This is a genomic window from Paenibacillus glycanilyticus (genome assembly GCF_023715145.1).
In the GTDB taxonomy this organism is placed as follows: domain Bacteria; phylum Bacillota; class Bacilli; order Paenibacillales; family Paenibacillaceae; genus Pristimantibacillus; species Pristimantibacillus glycanilyticus_A.
In genome coordinates this window covers 37210-58664 of the sequence record NZ_JAMBNP010000007.1, presented here as the reverse complement: position 1 = coordinate 58664, position 21455 = coordinate 37210, and the positions used below count along the sequence as shown (strand labels likewise).

Here is a 21455-nt window from a genome sequence, read left to right as displayed (position 1 = left end):
CCGGGTTGGAATAATCGGAAAAAGATAGTTGACAGCATTTGGGTCAGCTGGTATGATCAGAATCACTAAATGACAAATTGATCAGTTTATCAGTTTGTTGCCTGCATGAGAATAAAGAGTCGACTGGTTAACCGGAGATTCGATTTCATAACGTTTCGCCTGATTACGGGGAGACGATTATGAATCGAATCTTTTTTATTTTCTAATTCCGATTAATCGCATAAGTAAACTTATATTAGGGAGATGAAGCTTATGAAGAGAAACAAGCTGCGAACATTGACGATTACCGCATTATCGGTTATTGCGCTGGTTACGGTGCTGGCCGGCTGCGGCGGCAAAGCAGCGAAGGAATCGTCCGCATCCGCGGCACCGAGTGGCGGAGCCGCTGAAGAACGGCCGCATGTTACCGTCAACGTCGCGATTAACGGCGGCTTATCGCCGCTCCTGCTGGCCAGAGAAAAAGGTTGGCTGGAGGAAGAATTCAAGCCGCTGAATGCCGAGATAAGCTGGAGCGAATTCCAGAGCGGTCCTCCGCTTCTCGAGTCGCTTGCTTCCAAGCGGGTTGACCTCTCGTTCCTCGGGGATGGCGCTACTATCTCCGGTTTGTCGGCGAATCTGCCATTCGAGGTTATCGCTCTTCTGAGCGACGGTAAGCTGTCTAACTCCATTATTGCGCCAAAGGCCAAAGGCATTGCAAAGGTAGAGGATTTGAAGGGGAAGTCGGTTGCCGTCGCCAAAGGCACAACGGCGCATGTGTTCCTGCTGAAGGTGCTGGAGAAGTATGGGCTGAGCGACAAGGACGTTAATCTAATTGCCCTGCAGCCGGAGGACGCGCTGCCGGCATTTGAGACCGGCAAGGTGGATGCTTGGGTAACCTGGGATCCTTACACCACGAAGGAGACGGCATCGGGCAAAGCGACTATTATCGCGGGAGCCAATGAAGGAATCGCCGCTCCGGTATCCGCGATTGCAAGAACGGATTTTGCGAAGAGCAATCCCGAGCTGGTAACGGCGTTCCTGAAAGTATACAAGAAAGCGATTGATTGGCAGAACGCCAATACCGACGAAGCGGTCAAGATCTATGCCGATTTGAAGAAGATTGATCAGGGCGTGGTGAAAGCTCTGCTTGCCAGCTCCGCCCCTAGTCTTCGAGCGTATTCGCAAGAAGAGCTGGATGCGCAGCAGAGGTCGTCGGAGCTCTTGCTCAGCAACGGCTTCATTAAGAATAAGGTTAGCTTCCAGGACCATGTCGTTTCCGCCTATCTTGAGAAGCTGTCCCAATAAATATCACAATTAAAAGGAGCGATTATTCATGACTCAATTAACTGTAGACACATCCCGTCAATTTGATCTATTTACGAAACGCCAAATTCAAGGCGGTCCGCGTTTCTTGCAGCGTTTGGCTGATGGCCTTGAAGATCGTCCCTATACCTTATTCACGCTGAAGCCGCTTGGCCCGGTCATTGGCGCCGAGATTGAAGGAGTAGATTTAAGAGAGCAGGTATCGCCGGAGGTAAAAGAAGAGCTGCATCGTGCTCTGCTCGAATGGAAGGTTCTTTTCTTCCGCGATCAGGATATTACGAGCCAGCAGCAGCTGGATTTTGCAAGACAATGGGGGGATCTTGAGAATCATCCGTTCCTGCCAAAAGGCGCGGCCGCCGAGATTACCCGGTTCGAGAAGGATGCCAACATGAAGGGCCAGGAGAACAACTGGCATGCGGACGTAACCTGGCGTCTTGAACCTTCCCTCGGGGCCGTTCTCCGGTTATCCGAGGTACCGCCGGAAGGCGGAGATACCCTATGGGCAGACATGGGGGCAGCTTACGATAACCTTCCGGACGAAGTGAAGGAGCGGATTGACGGGTTGAAGGCCATTCATGATTTTACCCCGACCTTCGGACGATTCATGCCGCCTGAGCTTCTCGCTCAGAAGCAGCAGGAATTCCCGGCAGCGGAGCACCCGGTTGTGCGCACACATCCGGAAACAGGACGCAAAACTTTGTTTGTGAATCCGGTATTCACGACACGGATCATTGGCCTGGATGAGGAAGAAGGGGAGCAGCTGCTTCAATATTTGTTCAAGCAAGCGGCAATTCCCGAATACCAGGTGCGCTTCCATTGGGAGAAGAATTCGATCGCTCTATGGGATAACCGTTCGACCCAGCATTATGCCTCTTCCGATTATTATCCTAACCGCCGCGTTGCGGAGCGGATTTCTATTCTTGGCGACCGTCCTTATTAATTATATACTTAGGGCAGGCTTGGCCTATCAAAGCGCAAAAGGAGAGGAAGCACTTGCCCCGAGTAACTTGGATACAGCACTCTGTTATTTTTACCTTGAAGCATGCCGAAGGTTCTGAACAGGAACAAAAATTTCTTGAGGATGGCAAAGCGATTCTAAGCTCCATTCCCGTTGTTCAGCAGTTCCGGGTATTCCGGCAGGTTAGCCCGAAGAATGATTATAAATTCGGATTCTCGATGGAGTTCGCCGATCAGGCGGCTTATGAAGCTTATAACGCGCATCCGCTGCACGTAAGCTTTGTAGAAGAGCGTTGGGTGAAAGAAGTAGAAGCGTTCCTCGAGATCGATTATTCGGAAGCTTAAACAAATAGGAGGGTGTTCCTTGGAGGCCGAACGCGGCCGCTCGGGACACCCTCTTTTTTTGCATGATTACCCCTAATAGGCCGGTTCAAAGGTAAACGACGCGATATTCATGACAAGCACGTATTTGGTTTGGTTCGTATCGGTGACAAGCGTTAAATAAGCAGGGTCAAAAGCCGTCAGAATGCCTTGTACGACGCCGGCAGAGGTTGCTACCGTCATGAGGGAGCCTTTGTGGCGGGTCATCAGGGAGAAAAGGGTAGATCCCGGCGTAATCAGATGCGAGACAGAAGGCGTTGTCATTCGAATCATTCCTTTCTTGGAAGGATTGACTGTGTATATTATAAGTATCCGCTTACAGGCGAAAACGGAACCAGTTTTTTATCAGGGTTGTCCGAATTGCGGATATAGGCCTATAATGGAGCGGGAATGTTCAATCTTTTTGCGTTTATTTCACCTATGACTATGGGAGGTCATTTTTCATGAAGAAGCTGAAAGTACTTGGGCAATTAACGGAGGCGGGCGTCGTTGCGGTTCTGCGCGCGGATTCGCCGGAGGAAGTAGCAGAGATGGCGCGCCGTGCCATTAAAGGCGGCATTAAAGCGATTGAAATTACGATGACGGTACCGTTCGCGCTTCGTGCGATTGAACAGCTGTCCAAGGAGTATTCCAGCACGGCATCGCCGGATGCGGACAACTTCGCGATTATTGGCGTAGGCACCGTGCTTGATCCGGAAACGGCGCGCGCAGCCATTATGGCCGGAGCGGAATTCGTGGTCGCGCCCGCGTTTAACCCGGATACGATTAGGCTTTGCAACCGCTACGCGATTCCGGTAATGCCGGGCACGATGACGGTTCATGAAATTCAAAGCGCGCTTGAGCTTGGCGTCGATGTGGTCAAGCTGTTCCCGGGCAACCTGTTCTCGCCAAGCATCATCCCTTCGATTAAAGGTCCTCTGCCGCAGGCGAACATCATGCCAACCGGCGGCGTATCGCTCTCCAATCTGAAGGATTGGATCAAAGCCGGCGCCGTTGCGGTGGGTATCGGTTCCGATCTGACGAAGGATGCCGTGGCAACAGGAGACTTCTCGCTGATTGAGCAAAAAGCAAGCGCTTATATGGAAGCCTATCGCGCGGCGAAAGGGCTGTAAGTTATTGAAACGTTCTGGGGACGGGAGGCTTGAATTCTCCCGCTTAGGGCGTTTTTTTGCGTGCGGGGACCGGAATTATGCCGACCCGGCATGGATATGAGGCGGTAATCGTATTGAAATGACCGGGTGATATTGTATAAAGTAGTACTATGTGCATGTAAACATGAAGGAGGCCGTTAAAGAGCATGGAATACCGGATTGAGAAAGATACAATGGGCGAGATTAAAGTAGCTGCGGACAAGATGTGGGGAGCTCAAACCCAGCGCAGTCTGCAGAACTTCAAAATTAGCGGCGAGCGTATGCCGATTCAAGTCGTATATGCAATGGCGATTATCAAGAAAGCCGCCGCGATCGCGAACCAGAAGCTTGGCATGATTGACGCAGAGAAATCCGGCGTGATTGGCGAAGCGGTTGACGAAATCGTGGCAGGCAAATGGGACGAGCATTTCCCGCTTGTTGTATGGCAGACAGGCAGCGGCACGCAAACCAACATGAACGTCAATGAAGTGGTTGCTCACCGTGCGAACCAGCTTCTGGCTGAACGCGGCAGCGCGGCGCGCATCCATCCGAACGATGACGTAAACCGTTCCCAGAGCTCGAACGATACGTTCCCGGCTGCCCTGCATATCGCGGGCGTTATCGACGTAGAAGACAAACTGATCCCTGCGATCGACGTGCTGGCGGGTACCTTTGTCGAGAAGATGGAGAAGTTCGACAGCATCGTGAAAATCGGCAGAACGCATCTGCAGGATGCTACGCCAATTACGCTTGGCCAAGAAATCAGCGGCTGGCATGCGATGCTGGAGAAAACCCGCGCGATGCTGATCCAAAGCGTAGACACCATGCGCGAGCTGGCGCTTGGCGGTACGGCGGTTGGCACGGGCCTGAACGCTCATCCGGATTTTGCGGTTCAAGTTGCGACTGAAGTAACCGCATTGACGGGCAAAACGTTCATTACCGCTCCTAACAAATTCCACTCGCTTACAAGCCATGACCAAATCGTGTACGCGCACGGTGCGGTAAAAGCGCTCGCGGCCGATCTGATGAAGATCGCAAACGACGTTCGCTGGCTGGCAAGCGGTCCTCGCTGCGGGATCGGCGAGATCACGATTCCTGAGAACGAGCCGGGCAGCTCGATCATGCCGGGCAAAGTTAACCCTACGCAAAGCGAAGCGCTGACGATGGCGGCTTGCCAAGTGTTCGGCAACGACGCAACAATCGGCTTTGCCGCAAGCCAAGGCAACTTCGAGCTTAACGTGTTCAAGCCGGTTATTATCTACAACTTCCTGCAATCCGTTGCCCTGATGGCGGACGGCATGATCTCGTTCAACGATAACTGCGCGATTGGCATCGAGCCAAATGAAGCGGTAATCAAGCGCAACCTGGAGCAATCGCTCATGCTGGTTACGGCTCTGAATCCGTACATCGGCTACGAGAATGCGGCGGCAATCGCGAAAAACGCTCACAAAAAAGGACTGACGCTGAAAGAATCCGCGATCGCAAGCGGCCTTCTCACTTCGGAGCAGTTCGACGAATACGTGAAGCCGGAAGCAATGGTTGGCAAGCGTTAATAGATGAGGCAGGCTCCGGATGTCCCGGAGCCTGTTTTTTTTGTTTGCGCGTTTTTTAGAGCGGGCAGTTGGCTGCAAAACGGAAGGTTAAGGTCCCTGAGGGATCTTAACCTTGCTCCGCGGGGTATGAGTTGGGTGCTTAAGGTCCTTTAGGGGCCTTAAGGTTGGCCGGGAAAGCAGAAATGATGGAATTGCACCGAAAAAGTGTGCCGTTAAGTTCCCTAAAGGGCCTTAACGATAATCTGACACGTTTGAAATGGTCATTTAAGGTCCTTTAAGGACCTTAAGGTTGGCCAGGAAAGCAGAAACTAGCTTGGTTGCAGTCAACGGGCTAAGCTTAACGATGCGGGACATCGTTAAAGTGACTATATAGTGGGAAGTGCATGGTCTTGGCGATGTACGGCATCGTTAAGATGAGAGAAAAGTTGGGGAAATGAGCAAAATGGACGGTTTTGACTGGGCTTAACGATACGCCGTATCGTTAAGCCATCAGAAATGGGGCAGATAGTGTTGCTTAAAGATACGCGACATCGTTAAGCTGCTAGCATGAGGCGTGAGGCGTGAGGCGGGACTGGTGAGTTTGCATGCTGCATGGGCTCGGGTGCCAGCGGGCGCCGGAATATGGTATGATACGGATGGCAGATGCCCGCGCGGCGGCTGCACATTTTGGATGTAAAGTAGGGTAACTTATGCATTTATTATCAGTTGAACATATAACCAAAAGCTACGGCGAGAAAATGCTGTTCGAGGACGTGACCTTTGGCGTCGAAGACGGCGATAAGATTGGCATTATCGGCGTTAACGGAACGGGGAAGTCAACGTTTCTGAAGGTCATCGCCGGACTGGAGCCTGCCGACGCCGGAAACATCGCGATCGGCAACCGCGTAGTTGTCCGGATGCTGGCGCAGGACCCGGCATTTGCGCCTGGAGAGACGGCGCTTGAGCATGTGCTTGGCGGCAATTCCCCTCAGCTGCGGGCGGTTCGCGAGTACGCGGCTGCGCTTGAGGCGCTGGAGCTGAAGCCAAGCGACGAGTCGCTGCAGGAGCGGCTGATCAAAGCAAATCAGAAGATGGATGAGCTGGATGCTTGGACGCTCGAGAGCGAAGCGAAGACGGCGCTCGGCAGGCTGGGCATCCAGAACTTCAACGATAAAGTAGACACGTTCTCGGGCGGCCAGCGGAAACGCGTAGCGATGGCAGCGGCGCTGCTGCAGCCTTCGGACATTCTTATTCTGGACGAGCCTACCAACCATATTGACAACGAATCCGTTGCCTGGCTTGAAGGTATGCTGCAGAAGCGCAAAGGCGCCCTGCTTATGATTACCCATGATCGCTACTTCCTGGACCGGGTCAGTAACCGCGTAATCGAGCTGGATAAAGGGCGGGCATTCTTCTATGAGGCGAACTACAGCCGGTTTCTCGAGCTGAAGGTGGAGCGCGAGGAGCGGGAAGCAGCTTCGGAAGACAAGCGCCAGAATCTGCTGAGGAGCGAGCTGGCCTGGATTCGGCGCGGGGCGAAAGCCCGGACGACCAAGCAGAAGGCAAGGATTGACCGCTTCGAGGATTTGAAGGCGCAAGCTCCTAAGCAATCAACCGGCAAGATGGATGTATCCGTGGCTTCAACGCGGCTCGGCAAAAAGATTGTGGAGATGGAGTCCGTCAGCAAGCAGTTTGGCGACCGCACGCTTATCCGTGATTTCAGCTATATCGCGGTTCCCGAGGACCGTGTCGGCATCGTTGGGCGCAACGGCAGCGGCAAATCGACTTTGCTGAAGCTGATTGCACACAGGCTGGAGCCGGACGGAGGCAGGGTTGAGCTGGGGATGACCGTTAAGCTGGGCTGGTTCTCGCAGGAGCATGAAGAGATGGACGAAACGCTTCGCGTGATCGAGTATATCCGCGAAGGGGCGGAGCAGGTACGTACGGCAGACGGTACAACCATCTCGGCAGGCCAGATGCTCGAGCGGTTCCTTTTTCCGCCGGCGATGCAGTGGTCCATTATCGGCAAGCTTTCCGGGGGCGAGAAGCGCCGTCTGCAATTGCTTCGCGTCCTGATGAACGCGCCTAACGTATTGCTGCTCGACGAACCTACCAATGACTTGGATATTGCGACACTATCGGTACTGGAGGATTATCTGGACGACTTCCCGGGCGTTGTGTTCATCGTATCCCATGACCGTTACTTCCTCGACCGGACTGTAGATAAGATCTTCGCTTTTGAAGGCGAGGGCGTCATTACGCAGCATGTTGGCAACTATACGGAATACCAGGAGTATGTAGAGAAGCATGGCGGGTCTTCGGATTCGGCCGGCTCTTCCGCGGGAAGAGGGAAAGCGGCGCAAGCGGCAGCCAAACCGGCGGCAGGAGCGGATAACCCGGCCGCCGACAGCGGAAGCAAACCATCCGGTGAGCGTGTTACGCGTATGTCGTATAAGGATCAGAAGGATTACGAGCAGATTGATGGCTGGATCGAAAAAGCCGAAGAGCAGCTGGCCTCCGTTACGGAGCGCATGAACAATGCCGGCAGCGATTCTGCCCTGCTGCAGCAGCTGGTTGATGAGCAGCAGCAACTGGAGACGAAGCTGGAAGAGCTGATGGATCGCTGGACGGAGCTTAACGAGCTTGCCGAGAAGATCGCAGCGCAGAAGAAAGGCTAGTTTTACGCTTTCGAAGCAAGAATCATCACGAACAGCCTTGTTTAGGCTGTTTGTGGTGACCATTCTTTAGGTTTACGCTTTCGAAGCAAGAATCATCACGAACAGCCTAGTTCAGGCTGTTTGTGGTGACCATTCTTTAGGTTTATGCTTTCGAAGCAAGAATCATCACGAACAGCCTTGTTTAGGCTGTTTGTGGTGACAATTCTTTAGGCTTATGCTTTCGAAGCAAGAATCATCACGAACAGCCTAGTTCAGGCTGTTTGTGGTGACAATTCTTTTTGGGAGGACTTCATATGACAAACAACATTCGAAACATCTACTGCATCGGCCGGAATTACCGGCTGCACGCGCTTGAGCTAGGCAACGAGGTACCGGAGGAGCCGCTCGTCTTCACGAAGCCTTCTCATGCTGTCGTGCCGATGAACGGCAATGCCGTGGAAATTCCAGGCGGACGGGGAGAAGTGCATTTCGAGCTGGAGCTTGTGCTTCGCATTGCACGCCCTCTTGAACCGGGCATGTCGCCGGACGAGATTATTGACGGGCTTGCGCTTGGGCTTGATCTTACCCTTCGTGACGTGCAAAGCAAGCTGAAGGCAAAAGGTCAGCCGTGGCTCGATGCCAAAGGCTTCAAATCCTCCGCGCCGCTTGGCGAATGGATGGCTTACCCGGGCGAGGAAGGTCTGAAGGCGTTTGATTTCGCCCTTATTCGCAACGGCGAGCAGGCACAGCTTGGCAACTCGAAGGATATGCTGTTCAGCATCTCCGAGCTGGTGCGCCATATCGATTCGCGTTACGGACTTGGCGAAGGCGACATTATCTTTACGGGTACGCCTGCCGGCGTGGCCGCCCTGCATGACGGCGACGTGCTTGAAGCGCTGTGGAATGGGGAAAAAGCAGCAAGCTGCACAATAAAGCTTGTATAAGCAGCATACATGAAGAGCTAACAGACTAGACTGCCCGAGAAAGTGTCGGCAGTCTTTTTTTGCATCCTCATCCCCTCCGGTTTAAATTCCGTTTAAATTCGGCGGGTAAGATGATTCCAGATAAACGAAGTGGAGAGGTGCTGGATGTGAATAAAAACAATAAAACGCTTATCCTGATCGGCCTGCTGCTTGGCCTTATATTTGCCGAGATGGATGAGACGGTCGTTTCTACAGCGATGCCAACGATCATACGAGAACTTCATGGCTTATCGCTGTACGGCTGGGTAGCGGGCGTGTACATGCTGGCTATGACCATTGCGATGCCGATATTGGGCAGGCTTGCGGATGTATTCGGCCGGAAAAAAATATATATGAGCTGCATGGCCTTGTTCTGTGTAGGCTCGATCGTGTGCGGTTCCGCCGATTCGATGGCGCAGCTGCTTATCGGCAGAGGCATTCAAGGGATTGGAGCAGGCGGATTAATGCCGATTGCTCTTGTGATTATCGGCGAGTCCTTCCCGCTGGAGCAGCGCGCGAAGGTGCAAAGCCTCATTGGGCCGTTGATGATTTTGCCGCAGTTGATTGGGCCGACAATCGGAGGTTATTTTGTCGGCAATCTGAATTGGCATTGGTTGTTCCTGATTAATATTCCCGTAGCGGTTATCGCGGTGGCCTTCTTGTTCAAGGGGCTGCATGAGTTCAAAGGGGAAGAGAAGCACTCCATTGACTGGGCAGGGGCGGGGACGCTTGTAGCCGCATTGCTGTCCTTCCTAATTGCGCCTGTATTGATTGATAATCAGGGATTAAGCTGGTCGTCCCCTATCATCATAGGCTTGCTTGCTTTATCCGCAGTGCTAATCGGCTTGTTTATTCGAATCGAATCAAGAGCGAAGGAGCCGATCATTCCGCTGCATCTGTTCCGCAACCGGAATGTCGTTGTCTTATCGCTTCTTGTCTTTACGTTAATGCTTGGGCTTATGGGCGGAATCGCAACCTTCCCGTTCTTCGCGCAAAATGTGATGGGACTTACGCCAACGGAAGCGGGCTATCTGATGTTCGCCTTTATGGCCGGTGCTATCCCGTCCAGCATTGTAAACGGGTTTTTAATTACCCGCGTAGCTTATCGCAACCTGTTTATTACTTGCTTCGTGTTGCCGCTTGTCGGAATATTCATGCTCACGCAGCTTGCCGTAAGCACAACTCCGCTGTTTGTAATTATTGCCTTCTTTGTGATGGGATTAGGCATTGGAGCGTTGTTTGGCGGTGATAACCTGATCGTTCAGGAGTCCGTAGAGAAAGAGCATAGCGGCGTAGCGCTTGGCACGGTGCAGCTGTTCCAGTCCCTTGGCGCTACGGTTGGTCTGAGCGTATTCGGCAGCGTCCTCGCCAAGAGCATTAAAGACGGCATAAACAGCTTGTCGGGCGGAATGGACCCGGGAACGGTAGATTCGATAAAAACAGGCGGGATTCCGGCCGGGTTGCCGTCCGATCTCGTTCTGAAGATCCAAACGGTATTTGCCCATTCCTTCGATCATATCTTCGCTATAGCGCTTGGGTTCGCGGTCGTATCCTTTGTAATCACCTGGTTCCTGAAGAAGGAAGTACTCACGAAACGCGAGGAACAAGAAACGGCCGGAAAAACGGTTGCTTAACGTATTGAATTTGAAAAAACACCCCCGCAGAAAGCCTAGGGCTTATGCGGGGGTGTTGCTTTTTTCGGGAAATCTAATCAAGCATTAAACGCGGTCAGCATCCAGACATGCTTCTCGAGCGTGGTATGGATCGCCAGCAGCATGTCGGCGGTTGTCTCGTCGCCGGCGCTTTGCGCAACCTCCATGCCTTCCTTAACCTCGCCAATTACGATGCTAAAGTCGCTGATCAACGTCTCGACCATTTGATGGGCGGACTCGCTGCCGGAGGCTTCCTTGATGCTGGCGATTTGGAGGTATTCCGCCATCGTAGCAACCGGGGCGCCTTTTAAAGCCAGAAGCCGCTCGGCAAGCTCATCGACATGGAGAGCCGCCTCCTCGTAGAACTCCTGAAACTTCACGTGCAGCGTGAAAAATTGCGTTCCTTTTACATACCAGTGATAGTTGTGCAGTTTAATGTACAGGACGCTCCAATTGGCGATTTGTTTATTGAGAACGTCATTGGTTTGTGTCATCGGTTCCTCAGTCCTTTCCTAGGCTATAGTGTGCGCGAAGGAAAGGCTTTGCATACGGCTTAGAAGCCTCGGTTAACGGCCAGCCGAACGGAGGATTCGCGTACGATCAGCCGGTGCGGAATTATGACATTCGACTGATGGATGGGCTCGCCTTGAATAAGCCGGATCAACATTTGGGATGCGGTGTAGCCAAGCTGATACGTGCCGATATCCACCGAGCTGATTGGCGGCGTCGCGAGCTCGGACAACGCAATATTGTTGAAGCTGACCAGACTGATATCATCGGGCACCTTATAGCCAAGCTCGGTTAATCCGCGAAGCACGCCAAAGGCAACAACATCATCGATAACGACAAGCCCAGTCGGCCGCTCGGGCAGACCCATCATGAATGACATCGCCCGGAAGCCGCTCTCCTGCAGGAATTCGCCTTCAACAATCCATTCCGATTGCATCGCAAGTCCTGCCTCGCGCATCGCCTTCTTATAGCCTTCCATCCGGTCATGAGATACGGTCAGGTTGGTTGGTCCGCTCACAAAGCCGATTCGGGCATGGCCTTGCTTGATTAAGTGATGGGTAGCATCATATGCGGCCTGCACGTTATCGTTATTGACCGTCATCATTCGGCTTTGTTCCTCGCTGGCCCGGCCGATCAGAATGCTTGGGAAATCCTGCTCGTTCAAATAGCGGATAAGCGGGTCATTGACCCGCGCGGACAGCAAAATAACGCCGTCTACCCGTCTGCCAAAGACGAGGCGGGAGATCGTTTCGGTCTCGTCCTGCGCGCTTGTTGCCGTGGTTAACAGCATATCGTAGCCCGCTCTTGTCGAGTGGGTCAGTATTCCTCTAAGCAATTCTCCGAAAAAGAAGTCCTGGAACAGCTCTTCCGCAGGGCGGGGGAGCATGATGGCTAACGTCTTGGTTGTCTTGGAGACGAGGCTTTTGGCCATGACGTTTGGATGATAGCCCATTTCCTCCATAATCTTTTTGACCTTGGTTGAGGTCTCCTTGCTGATCCGGGGATGATTGGATACCACCCTCGACACGGTCGAAGGGGAAACGCCTGCAGCTTTCGCAATATCTTTAATGGTTACCATCGTTATCGTGATCCCCTTACTGTTATGCAATCGTTTGAACTCTATGCCTACATGTTACTTGAACGGCAGTTTAAAGTAAACTGGCAGTTAGGAACTTTGTTAAGCAATCGATGAAATATTGGGTAAATATGAGTAAAATAAAGAAAACGAGAGAGAACCCTGAAATTACTTGGGCAGATCATCTGTGCAAACGTTTTAACAAACTGCTCGGGCTGTTGTATGATGAATTCATGGATATAACGCTTTCATGGCGACTATTGGCGTAAAAAAGGCCAAAAACAAGTGAAAACGATGTAAGCCCTTGATTTTCCGCGGCCGATTGCACAAACGTTTGCACAAAACGACATAAAGCGGCATAACCGCTTCCGTTCAAGTGCAGGCACGGGAAACGGGCATGATCGGGCGGTGCCATATCCAAGTCATATAATACGGAAGGGGATCTTTAAGAATGAAAAAGTGGTTTGTAACGACGATGATCACGGCATTGTTCATCGTGTCGGCCTGCGGAGGCGGCGGCAACAATAACAATGGCAATTCTGGGGCAACCAATGCTCCTGCCGCTACAGAAGAAGCTTCTGCGGGCAACGGCAATGCGGGTGCAAGCGAAGCACCGGCGGAAGAGGCCATTGTTCCGGAGGAAGGCGCAACGCTAACGGTTTGGGATTCGAAGAACGAACGCGGCTTTGTGGAAGAAATGGCGAAGGAATTTACGGCGCAATACAACATTCCGGTCAAAATCGAAGAGGTAGAATCGCCGGACCAAGTGAAAAAGCTGACGACAGACGGTCCTGCCGGTATCGGCGCGGACGTTGTAACGTTCCCGCATGACAACCTTGGTCAAGCGGTAGCGGCCGGACTTATTCTTCCTAACGATTTCTTTGAAGAAGACACCAAAACGGCAAATGCGGAAGCTGCGGTTAACGCGGTAACCTCGGAGGGTATCCTGTACGGCTACCCTCGTTCGGTTGAGACGTACGCGCTCTTCTATAACAAAGACCTGGTACAGACACCTCCCGCATCGTTCGACGACATCGTTACCTTCTCGAAAACATTCAATGATCCCGCTAAAAATAAATACGCCCTCATGTGGGAAATGGGCAACTTCTACTTCAACTACATCTTCTTCGCATCCACGGGCGGTTACGTGTTTGGCGAGAACGGCACAAACAAGGCCGATATCGGTCTGAACAACGACGGCGCGGTGGAAGGCCTGAAGTACTTCCAATCCCTGAAGCAGATTCTGCCGATCAAATCCGGCGATGCTTCCGCGGACATTATCCAAGGCAAATTCGCGGACAAATCGCTTGCGATGACGATTACGGGTCCTTGGAAGGTCGGCGACTTCAAGAACCTGGGCATCAACTTTGGCGTAGCTCCAATCCCGACGATCAACGGCAAACCGGCGGTGTCGTTCTCCGGCGTAAAAGCTTGGTATGTTAACTCGTTCACGAAGTATCCGAATGCATCGCGCCTGTTTGCGAACTTCATTTCTTCGAAGGCCGGCCAGTTGAAGGACTACTCCCTGACGGGCTCCATTCCGGCGAACAAAGAAGCGATGGAAGATCCAACGTTCAAAGCGGATGAAATCTCGAGCGGCTTTGCGGCGCAATTCGTCAACTCGCAGGCTATGCCTTCCATTCCGGAGATGGGCAGCGTATGGGATCCAATCGGCGCGGCTCTCGCGGACATCTGGAACGAGAACAAGGATCCGAAGGCAGCTCTCGACAACGCGGTAACGCAAGTGCAAGAGGCGGCAAAAGGCACGACGAAATAATCTTAGCGAAATAAGAGACAGATGGCTCGCCCGCCGAAAGCAGTTGTTCGGCGGGCGTAAGGCCATGGAAGGAGTACACGGGTATGAATGGTCGTCGCAGTGCTATTTTGTCCGCCATATCTATGGGGCTAGGCCAGCTGTACAACCGGCAATATATGAAAGGCATTCTGCTGCTCTTAACGGAAGCGGCGGCGCTTGGTTATTTTATTCCGCGTCTTGTGCATGATCTTTGGGGAATTTGGACGCTTGGGGACGCACCATCCAAGATGGTCAAGGTAGGCAAGATTTATCAGACGGTCAAAGGGGATCATTCGATCTTCCTGATGATTAACGGATTAATTACGGTTTTGATCCTGGCGTTGTTTATCGCCATTTACTTGATGAATATCCGCGATGCGTACCGTACGGGGACGACAAGAGATCAGGGAGGCAAGGCTGCAAACTTCCGGGAGTCCATCAGCTATGTGTGGGACCGCAAATTCCCGCATTTGCTGCTGACCATACCGGGCTTAGGCGTTTTGTTCCTCACGATTATGCCGATTGTCTTCATGATCCTGCTTTCCTTCACGAACTACTCATTGCCTCAACATATTCCCCCGGCGAAGCTGGTCGACTGGGTGGGCTTCAACACCTTTAAGGATCTGCTGACGCTTAAGTCCTGGAGCAGAACGTTTTTTGGCGTGTTCACGTGGACGATTATTTGGGCCGTGCTGGCGACCGCAACCTGCTATTTCGGCGGCTTGCTTGTTGCTCTGCTTATTGAACAGAAGGATGTTAAGTTTAAAAAGCTGTGGCGGACGCTGTTCATTCTGCCTTACGCGATCCCGCAGCTGATCTCGCTGCTTGTGATGCGCAATTTGTTTAACGGCCAGTTTGGCCCTGTCAACCAATACCTGTCTTACTTCGGCTTTGGCAAGCTGCCTTGGCTGACCGATCCGACATGGGCGAAAGCGACGGCTATTCTCGTGAATATGTGGGTAGGCATTCCCGTATCGATGGTGCTTATTCTTGGCGTTCTCACCGCGATTCCGAAGGACCTCTATGAAGCTGCGGACGTGGACGGAGCCTCCGGCTATCAGAAATTCCGCATCGTTACGCTGCCGTTTGTCCTGTTTGCGACGGCGCCGATTCTGATCACGCAGTTCGCGGGCAACATCAATAACTTCAACCTGATCTTCCTGCTGACGAACGGCGAACCGCTGAACGGCGAGTATCAATATGCGGGAAGCACGGACCTGCTTGTGACCTGGCTGTACAAACTGACGCTGAACAACAGCCAGTTCAATATGGCTTCGGCAATTGGCATTATTATTTTCATCATTATCGCAACGTTCTCCATCATTAACTACCGCCGTACGAAATCGTTCAAAGAGGAGGATATGATCCAATGAAGGTTGGTCAATCGAAAAGCCGCTTTATCCGGCTGACGCTCAGCTACGTAGTGTTGACCGTTATTGCGATAGGCTGTCTGTATCCTGCTCTTTGGGTGCTGCTGTCCTCGTTCCGGCCCGGCACTTCGCTCTACAGCGATTCGTTTATTCCGAAGTCCTTTACGTTGTCTCACTATACCGAGCTGTTCCAGTCGAAGGTCTTCCTCTATGGACGCTGGTATCTGAATACGCTGAAGATTGCCGTTCTGTCGATGATTTTCTCGACGATTCTGTCGACGATGAGCATGTACGCGCTGTCGCGCTTCCGGTTCAAGGGGCGGAAAACCCTTCTGACAACGCTGCTTGTCCTCGGCATGTTCCCTGGCTTTATGAGCCTGGTGCCGGTCTATATTTTCCTGCTCCAGCTTAACCTGCTCGACACCCATGCGGCGATTATCATCGTTTATTCCGCGGGTTCGGTATTGATGAACGGGTTTGTTATAAAAGGGTTCTTTGATACGATTCCGCGCAGCCTGGACGAATCGGCCCGGATTGACGGCGCGAATCATCTTCAGATTTTCTACCGCATTATGCTGCCGCTTGCTCGTCCGATTCTGATCTATGTGGCGTTAACGACGTTTGCCGGAGCTTGGGTTGACTTTATTTTCGCCCGTCTGGTGCTGCGTTCGAAGGAGAATTGGACGCTTGCCGTCGGCATGTGGGATCTGGTCAGCTCGTATCAGAACTCCAACTTTACGATGTTCGCCGCAGGTGCGGTACTGATCGCGGTTCCGATTACTCTCTTGTTCGTCTTCCTGCAGAAGTTCCTTGTTCAAGGGCTTACGGCAGGCGCTTCGAAAGGGTAAGGGGCTGTTATGGCAGGTGGAAAATGGCTCGTCCGCGCTGCGGCTGCCGTTGCATTAACAATGGCGCTTGCGGGATGCTCGGCGAATGATCGGGAGGCCGTTGCCCAAGAGAAGACATCGCCTGCACCGCAAGCAGCGGCGACAGTTCACACGGCTGAAGCGAACGTGGATGAACAGCCGGGTACCGTCTATTATGAGATTTTCGTCCGATCCTTTTATGATTCCAATGGTGATGGCATGGGGGATCTGAATGGCGTGACGGAGAAGCTGGATTACCTTCAGCAGCTAGGCATTGGCGGGATATGGCTTATGCCGATTAATCCGTCGCCAAGCTATCACGGGTATGATGGGACGGATTACCGGGCGGTCAATCCGGATTACGGCACGCTGGACGATTTGAAGAAGCTGACGGAAGAAGCGCATAAGCGCGGCATCAAGGTCATTATGGATTTGGTCGTGAACCATACGAGCACGGAGCATCCGTGGTTCAAGGAAGCGCTAGCCGGTCCGGACAGCCCGTACCGGAGCTGGTATCATTTTGCCGATGCAAAAGCCGATGTTCAGGCAGACGGGGCGGTTGGCAGCCATCCGTGGCATGAATCGGCAGATGGGGAAAGCAAGTATTTAGGCGTGTTCTGGGAAGGCATGCCGGATCTGGATTTTGACAATGCGGAAGTCCGCAAAGAGCTTGTCTCCATCGGCCAATACTGGCTGGAGCAGGGGCTGGACGGCTTCCGCTTGGACGCCGCGAAGCATATTTATGGAGATTATTCTTCAACCATTAATAGCGCCGAGATTCAAGGAGCCAATCAGAAATGGTGCCAGGAGTTCCGAAGCGGTTTGACCGGCGTGAACCCGGATGCCTATCTGGTGGGCGAGGTGTGGGATTCGCCGGTTATTATTGCTCCTTATCTGGATGAGGCGTTGAATTCGGCCTTTGATTTCGATCTTGCCGGCAAGCTGATCAGCGCGGCCGACCGGGAACGCGACTCGGATTTGGCGTTTACGTTGAGTAAAGCGTATGGGTTGTACGAGAAGTCCTCCGGTGGAGCTTATCTGGACGCTCCATTCCTGAGCAATCATGACCAGACGCGGGTAATGACCGCATTGCATGGCAATGTCCAGCATGCCAAGATGGCAGCGGCTATGCTGCTGACACTGCCGGGTAACCCGTTTATCTATTACGGCGAAGAGATTGGCATGGCCGGCGCCAAGCCGGATGAGTATTTGCGCGAACCGATGGTCTGGTATGCTGACCCCGCGGGAGGGGAGGGCCAGACCAAGTGGGAGAAGGCTAAATACAATACGGAAGGCTCTGCGGGATCGGTTGAGGCACAGCAGAAGGATGACCAGTCGCTGCTTGCCTGGTACCGGATGCTGCTCCATTGGCGCAGCGAAGAACCGGCTTTGCGCGATGGCGGTATCGCCGCGTACAGCTTGAAGACCGCGGTTCCGCAAGTATCCGCGTATATTCGCATGACGGCAGGAGCGCGCGTGCTCGTCCTGCACAATTTGTCCGGCCAGCCGCAAAAGGCGGAGCTGGCCGGAGGCGGCAATTACGGCTCATTCGCGACGCTGAGCCGCAAGAGCAACAACGAAGCCGAGCTAAGCGGCGGCGTCGTAACGCTGCCGCCATACAGCAGCGTAATATTGCAATAGATGAATCCGGTGCCTGAGGCGCCGGATTTTTTGTTATAGATCTATGGCTGAACAAATGGCCAGCTGCAGCGAGATTCAAGCTGCCATTCATGTCCGGTATGCCGAGGGACTCACGCCCGTCACTTTTTTGAACACGTTGCAGAAGTAGCTTTGATCCTCGTATCCGACAAGCTGCGAGATACGCGCGATCTTCAGCGTTGTTGTCTTCAGCAGCTCCTTCGAACGATCGATGCGCACCCGCGTTACATAGTCATTGTAGCTGATGCCAACAATGTGCTTAAACCGCTTCGAGAAATAGTTGGGATGGATATAGTATTTGTCGCTGACCCATTGCAGCGATAATTCTTCGTTATAATGCTGCCGAACGTATTGCTGCACGCTTTCGATAATATCGTCGCAGGAGCGTTCGGCGCCGCAATCGAGGACGCTGCTCAGCCGGTGAAGCTGCTGTTCGATAATCGAAATGATGTCTCTCCAGTCCGTGAAGCTCTCAAGGCTCGCGATAGGCGTGCCGAGATTCCAGTTCGGCAGCTCGAAGGATGTCTTGGCGGCGTGTTTGCGGAGGATATGAATAATCTCGGTGTACAGATATTCCACGTGTTCATACCGTGCTTCAGGCGACTCCGCAAGGGTATGGAACAGCTCGGAGGCATATTCCAGAAACTCTCGGTGCTGTCCATCCGCCAGCAAGGCGGTTAAGCCGCGCTCCGCTTGATGTAGAAGCGGAAATACAACCGCTGCGGGCGAATGGCCGACCGCATCCGTATACACGTTGCCGCCTCCGAATAGCAGCCGGTTCTGAAGCGCCTTCCTCGCTTCCATGCAGGAGAGCCTAAGCAGCGTCAACTCTCCCTTCACGCCGCCGACGCCGATGGATACGATTAACCCCAGATGCTGGCGAATCCAACCAACCGTCTGCGTTAACGTTTCTACAATGCTTCCCAATTCGAGGGTGCTTCGTTGAGTCGCGAGGAAGACAACAATCTCCTCCGAGTGGTAAGCGTGCTTGAACGCGACGAATGCAACCGGGAGCGCGGCAAGCGCATTTTCAATACTGTTCTGAACGGCGAACCGGGCGAGCGGTTCTTCATTCTCCTTGAAGCGGGAGCTTTCGTTGAGGTAGACGATACGCACGGATACGCCCGCGAATGAGCTGCCGCACACGAGCTCAAAGGGGAGCCCGTCCAAGTGGGTATCCTGCTCCGTAATCAGATGCGTAAGCTGAAAATCCAGCGGCTGCAAATGGCTCTGGCGGATCATTTCGTCCAGCGCGGTCAGCTTGGAAAGATCCGCTTCCTGCTGCCGCTCTGTCCGCAGCTCCTCTACCAAGCCGGCAAGCAGCACATGCAGCTTTTCTTTGTCGATGGGCTTCAGCAAGTAGTCTTTCACGTGATACAGCAGCGCCTCTCGAACATATTCGAATTCATTGAAGCCGCTAATGATGACGAATTTCGCGTTCGGGAAGAGGACCCGAGCCTGGTTAATGAATTGAAGCCCGTCCATGCCGGGCATTCTTACGTCCGTTAGGACGATATCGGGCTGGCAGGCCACGAGCTGAGACATGGCTTCGAACCCGTCGCCTGCTTCTCCGGCAAGCGTAAGGCCAAGCGTCTTCCAATCGATTTTGCGAATCAAGCCTTCCCGCAGGAGCGGCTCGTCCTCCACGATGAGTACCTTCATCCGACTCGTCTCCTTATGCAGTTCGTTTCGGCAGCTCGAAATAAATCTTTGTTCCGGCACCCGGCTGGCTGTAGATTTCAACCCGCGGGCTGCTTTCATAGAACAATTGAATGCGTTTGAATACGTTCGCTAGTCCAATCATGGTTCGGGGCGAGGATTGCCTGGACACGATGTCGTTCGAGTTGTTCAATCTGCGGTGAAAGAGCTCGATCATGGCAGGATCCATGCCGACCCCGTTATCCTCAATCATGATTTTTAAGGAGTTTTCGTCCAAGCTGCCAAGGGTGACGCGCACCGTCTTTTTGCCGACTTTCTGCTCCAAGCCATGAATAATGGCATTTTCGACCAAAGGCTGGATGAGAAACTTCGGCAAAATGACGTCTTCGATGCCGGGCTCCACTTGGATCTCGTAAGCGAACAGATTGGCGAATCGGATTTGATAGATGGACAAATATTGATTCAGGTGAGTAATCTCCTCCTGCACGGTTGCGAGGCTTCCGCCGTTCAAGTTGTAGCGGAGCATATTCCCGAGCGCGATACATATAAAAGAGACCCGCTCGTCCCCGTCGATTGAGGAAATGCTGTCGATCGTGCTTAACGTATTGTAGAGGAAGTGAGGGTTGATCTGCGTTTGCAGCGCTTTGATCTCGGCTTCTTTTTTAAGCAGCTCCGTCTCGTAGACTTTGGAGATTAACGTGCTGATCTCGGCTGTCATCTTATTGAAGCTGTGCTGGATGGTAGACAATTCGTCCTTGCCCTTTACCTCGATCGTCGCCCCGAAATCCCCCATTTCCACCTGCTTCATCTTCTTGTTCAGCTCTTTCAGCGGACGGGTGACGCCAGCGGCAATAAGAGAAGCAATTAGCATCGCGGCAAGAAAGCTGATTATGGCGATAACGATAAGCGTATGGCGGAAGGAGTTCACCCTGCTTAGCACTTGATCGAGCGGAATGTTGCCTATCACGATCCAGTCGCCGGCATCCAGCCGTTCGTAGAAGCCGATATACGCTTTATTGTGATTTTCGTAGCGGAAGTTCACGTAATCGCTTGATCTTGGCGCCTTTTTGTATGCCGCGAACAAGGGGCTGCCCGCAATGGATTTGCCGATGTCTGCCTTGTTCTGCGCAAAAATAATATGGCCGGAGCGGTCCGCGATATAGTACTTGCCGGCATCGTTCTTCTGCGGCTCCGGGAAAATTTTGTCCAGCACGCCGGGGTCGATATCGATCTTTATGTAGCCGATTGGATGCTGCTCATTCATCGTAATGCGCTTGAGCAGTTGAATGTAGCTGATTGATTTGACCGGAGTAACGGTTGTGCTGATGGTCGTGTGCGAGACGGTCCAGAAGGGGGTGCCGTCCATTTGGTGCGCTTTATCGAACAAGTTCGCCTGCTCCTCGTCCAGAAGGGACTTGACGCTTCGGTTGTAATAGTAGTAGCTCGAAATTTGCTGACCGTCCAGGCGGGTGATGGAAATGAACGAAACGAGAGGATTTTGCAGCTTATTAGAGATAATCCGGTTGCGGTAATATTGTTCATTGTCGGTATTGGGAGGGCCATCGAGAAACTTCTGCAGGGAGGTATCGCTGAAATAGCTGTAGCCTATATTCGAGACCGTCTTGAAATGAAGATCCAGCGTATCGACCGATTGGGTGGTCATCCTCTCCAGGCCCTGCAGCGTGGAGGCTTCGAGCTCGCGGCTCATCATGCGATAGTAGGAGTAGCCCATAATAATCGCCGTAAGACTGATGACGATGAAGAAGGAGAGAATCATCTTGTTGCGGAACTGCATGTTCAGGTTAAGGAAACGAGACCACATGTTCAAGCTACCCCCTAACACATCTGTAACCGCTTACTCCGAATGTATTCGATAGCTTTGGCTATTTTCCTTTTCCTAGGAGAGTCCAGATTCCATAGTTGCTTAAAATATTGCTAACAGGAGGTT

The 21455-nt window shown here is 52.7% G+C and carries 17 protein-coding genes; 12 read left to right on the top strand and 5 right to left on the bottom strand.

All coding sequences use genetic code 11. The features are described 5' to 3' along the window. Positions 1 to 252: 252 nt before the first annotated feature. Genes M3194_RS19535 through M3194_RS19525 form a run of 3 tightly spaced genes read left to right on the top strand, consistent with a single transcriptional unit; the run spans position 253 to position 2604 of the window. Positions 253 to 1284 (top strand): aliphatic sulfonate ABC transporter substrate-binding protein, encoded by a 1032-nt coding sequence (locus M3194_RS19535; protein ID WP_251655764.1) that lies wholly within the window; start codon positions 253 to 255, stop codon positions 1282 to 1284. 28 nt (positions 1285 to 1312) lie between these two features. Further along, a complete protein-coding gene (locus M3194_RS19530) occupies positions 1313 to 2242 on the top strand; it encodes a TauD/TfdA dioxygenase family protein (protein WP_251655763.1) in 930 nt (309 codons plus the stop codon). Positions 2243 to 2295: 53 nt separating this feature from the next. After that, entirely contained in the window at positions 2296 to 2604 is a 309-nt protein-coding gene (locus M3194_RS19525) for a Dabb family protein (RefSeq protein ID WP_251655762.1), read from the top strand. A 72-nt stretch (positions 2605 to 2676) separates the two neighbouring features. Here the strand turns inward: M3194_RS19525 and M3194_RS19520 are convergent, their stop codons facing one another. Beyond that, complete coding sequence (locus M3194_RS19520; protein ID WP_251655761.1) at positions 2677 to 2904, bottom strand: DUF2642 domain-containing protein; 228 nt, start codon at positions 2902 to 2904, stop codon at positions 2677 to 2679. A 179-nt stretch (positions 2905 to 3083) separates the two neighbouring features. Between M3194_RS19520 and M3194_RS19515 the strand changes: the two genes are divergently transcribed. From M3194_RS19515 to M3194_RS19495, 5 genes are all read left to right on the top strand, one after another. Next, positions 3084 to 3752 (top strand): bifunctional 2-keto-4-hydroxyglutarate aldolase/2-keto-3-deoxy-6-phosphogluconate aldolase, encoded by a 669-nt coding sequence (locus tag M3194_RS19515; RefSeq protein ID WP_251655760.1) that lies wholly within the window; start codon positions 3084 to 3086, stop codon positions 3750 to 3752. A gap of 185 nt (positions 3753 to 3937) precedes the next feature. Then, complete coding sequence (gene fumC / locus M3194_RS19510) at positions 3938 to 5323, top strand: class II fumarate hydratase (RefSeq protein ID WP_251655759.1); 1386 nt, start codon at positions 3938 to 3940, stop codon at positions 5321 to 5323. A gap of 689 nt (positions 5324 to 6012) precedes the next feature. Then, entirely contained in the window at positions 6013 to 7980 is a 1968-nt protein-coding gene (locus tag M3194_RS19505; protein WP_251655758.1) for an ABC-F family ATP-binding cassette domain-containing protein, read from the top strand. 293 nt (positions 7981 to 8273) lie between these two features. Beyond that, entirely contained in the window at positions 8274 to 8903 is a 630-nt protein-coding gene (locus tag M3194_RS19500) for a fumarylacetoacetate hydrolase family protein (protein ID WP_251655757.1), read from the top strand. Between the two features lie 146 nt (positions 8904 to 9049). Beyond that, positions 9050 to 10555, top strand: coding sequence for an MDR family MFS transporter (locus M3194_RS19495; protein WP_251655756.1), 1506 nt, complete (start codon positions 9050 to 9052; stop codon positions 10553 to 10555). 77 nt (positions 10556 to 10632) lie between these two features. Here M3194_RS19495 and M3194_RS19490 read toward each other — a convergent pair whose 3' ends face one another. Next, positions 10633 to 11067 (bottom strand): Dps family protein, encoded by a 435-nt coding sequence (locus tag M3194_RS19490; RefSeq protein ID WP_251655755.1) that lies wholly within the window; start codon positions 11065 to 11067, stop codon positions 10633 to 10635. A gap of 59 nt (positions 11068 to 11126) precedes the next feature. Continuing rightward, positions 11127 to 12161: a LacI family DNA-binding transcriptional regulator gene (locus tag M3194_RS19485; protein WP_251655754.1), complete on the bottom strand. Its 1035-nt coding sequence runs from the start codon at positions 12159 to 12161 to the stop codon at positions 11127 to 11129. Positions 12162 to 12609: 448 nt separating this feature from the next. On the opposite strand from M3194_RS19485, the gene M3194_RS19480 reads away from it, so the two are divergent. The 4 genes from M3194_RS19480 to M3194_RS19465 all read left to right on the top strand — a co-directional run bounded on the left by M3194_RS19480 (position 12610) and on the right by M3194_RS19465 (position 17830). Then, positions 12610 to 13935 carry a sugar ABC transporter substrate-binding protein gene (locus tag M3194_RS19480; protein WP_251655753.1) on the top strand — a complete coding sequence of 442 codons (1326 nt, stop codon included), beginning with the start codon at positions 12610 to 12612 and terminating at the stop codon, positions 13933 to 13935. An 83-nt stretch (positions 13936 to 14018) separates the two neighbouring features. After that, entirely contained in the window at positions 14019 to 15326 is a 1308-nt protein-coding gene (locus M3194_RS19475) for a carbohydrate ABC transporter permease (protein ID WP_251655752.1), read from the top strand. After that, on the top strand, positions 15323 to 16171 hold the full coding sequence (locus M3194_RS19470) for a sugar ABC transporter permease (RefSeq protein ID WP_251655751.1): 849 nt from the start codon (positions 15323 to 15325) through the stop codon (positions 16169 to 16171). Before M3194_RS19475 ends, M3194_RS19470 begins: the two co-directional genes overlap by 4 nt. A gap of 9 nt (positions 16172 to 16180) precedes the next feature. Then, on the top strand, positions 16181 to 17830 hold the full coding sequence (locus M3194_RS19465) for an alpha-amylase family glycosyl hydrolase (protein WP_251655750.1): 1650 nt from the start codon (positions 16181 to 16183) through the stop codon (positions 17828 to 17830). Positions 17831 to 17917: 87 nt separating this feature from the next. Here M3194_RS19465 and M3194_RS19460 read toward each other — a convergent pair whose 3' ends face one another. Then, positions 17918 to 19510, bottom strand: a complete 1593-nt coding sequence (locus M3194_RS19460) for an AraC family transcriptional regulator (protein ID WP_251655749.1) — start codon at positions 19508 to 19510, stop codon at positions 17918 to 17920. A 13-nt stretch (positions 19511 to 19523) separates the two neighbouring features. After that, the gene (locus M3194_RS19455) at positions 19524 to 21329 is read right to left on the bottom strand and encodes a cache domain-containing sensor histidine kinase (RefSeq protein WP_251655748.1); all 1806 of its coding nucleotides are present in this window, start codon (positions 21327 to 21329) and stop codon (positions 19524 to 19526) included. Positions 21330 to 21455 lie beyond the last annotated feature (126 nt).

What these genes read in the sequence shown, in the direction of transcription:
- M3194_RS19480 (WP_251655753.1), top strand. Translation starts at nt 12,610, where the DNA reads ATGAAAAAGTGGTTTGTAACGACGATGATCACGGCATTGTTCATCGTG.
- M3194_RS19460 (WP_251655749.1), bottom strand. Translation starts at nt 19,510, where the DNA reads ATGAAGGTACTCATCGTGGAGGACGAGCCGCTCCTGCGGGAAGGCTTG.
- M3194_RS19490 (WP_251655755.1), bottom strand. Translation starts at nt 11,067, where the DNA reads ATGACACAAACCAATGACGTTCTCAATAAACAAATCGCCAATTGGAGC.
- M3194_RS19455 (WP_251655748.1), bottom strand. Translation starts at nt 21,329, where the DNA reads ATGTGGTCTCGTTTCCTTAACCTGAACATGCAGTTCCGCAACAAGATG.
- M3194_RS19515 (WP_251655760.1), top strand. Translation starts at nt 3,084, where the DNA reads ATGAAGAAGCTGAAAGTACTTGGGCAATTAACGGAGGCGGGCGTCGTT.
- M3194_RS19485 (WP_251655754.1), bottom strand. Translation starts at nt 12,161, where the DNA reads ATGGTAACCATTAAAGATATTGCGAAAGCTGCAGGCGTTTCCCCTTCG.
- M3194_RS19520 (WP_251655761.1), bottom strand. Translation starts at nt 2,904, where the DNA reads ATGACAACGCCTTCTGTCTCGCATCTGATTACGCCGGGATCTACCCTT.
- M3194_RS19535 (WP_251655764.1), top strand. Translation starts at nt 253, where the DNA reads ATGAAGAGAAACAAGCTGCGAACATTGACGATTACCGCATTATCGGTT.
- fumC (WP_251655759.1), top strand. Translation starts at nt 3,938, where the DNA reads ATGGAATACCGGATTGAGAAAGATACAATGGGCGAGATTAAAGTAGCT.
- M3194_RS19500 (WP_251655757.1), top strand. Translation starts at nt 8,274, where the DNA reads ATGACAAACAACATTCGAAACATCTACTGCATCGGCCGGAATTACCGG.
- M3194_RS19505 (WP_251655758.1), top strand. Translation starts at nt 6,013, where the DNA reads ATGCATTTATTATCAGTTGAACATATAACCAAAAGCTACGGCGAGAAA.
- M3194_RS19470 (WP_251655751.1), top strand. Translation starts at nt 15,323, where the DNA reads ATGAAGGTTGGTCAATCGAAAAGCCGCTTTATCCGGCTGACGCTCAGC.
- M3194_RS19475 (WP_251655752.1), top strand. Translation starts at nt 14,019, where the DNA reads ATGAATGGTCGTCGCAGTGCTATTTTGTCCGCCATATCTATGGGGCTA.
- M3194_RS19530 (WP_251655763.1), top strand. Translation starts at nt 1,313, where the DNA reads ATGACTCAATTAACTGTAGACACATCCCGTCAATTTGATCTATTTACG.
- M3194_RS19465 (WP_251655750.1), top strand. Translation starts at nt 16,181, where the DNA reads ATGGCAGGTGGAAAATGGCTCGTCCGCGCTGCGGCTGCCGTTGCATTA.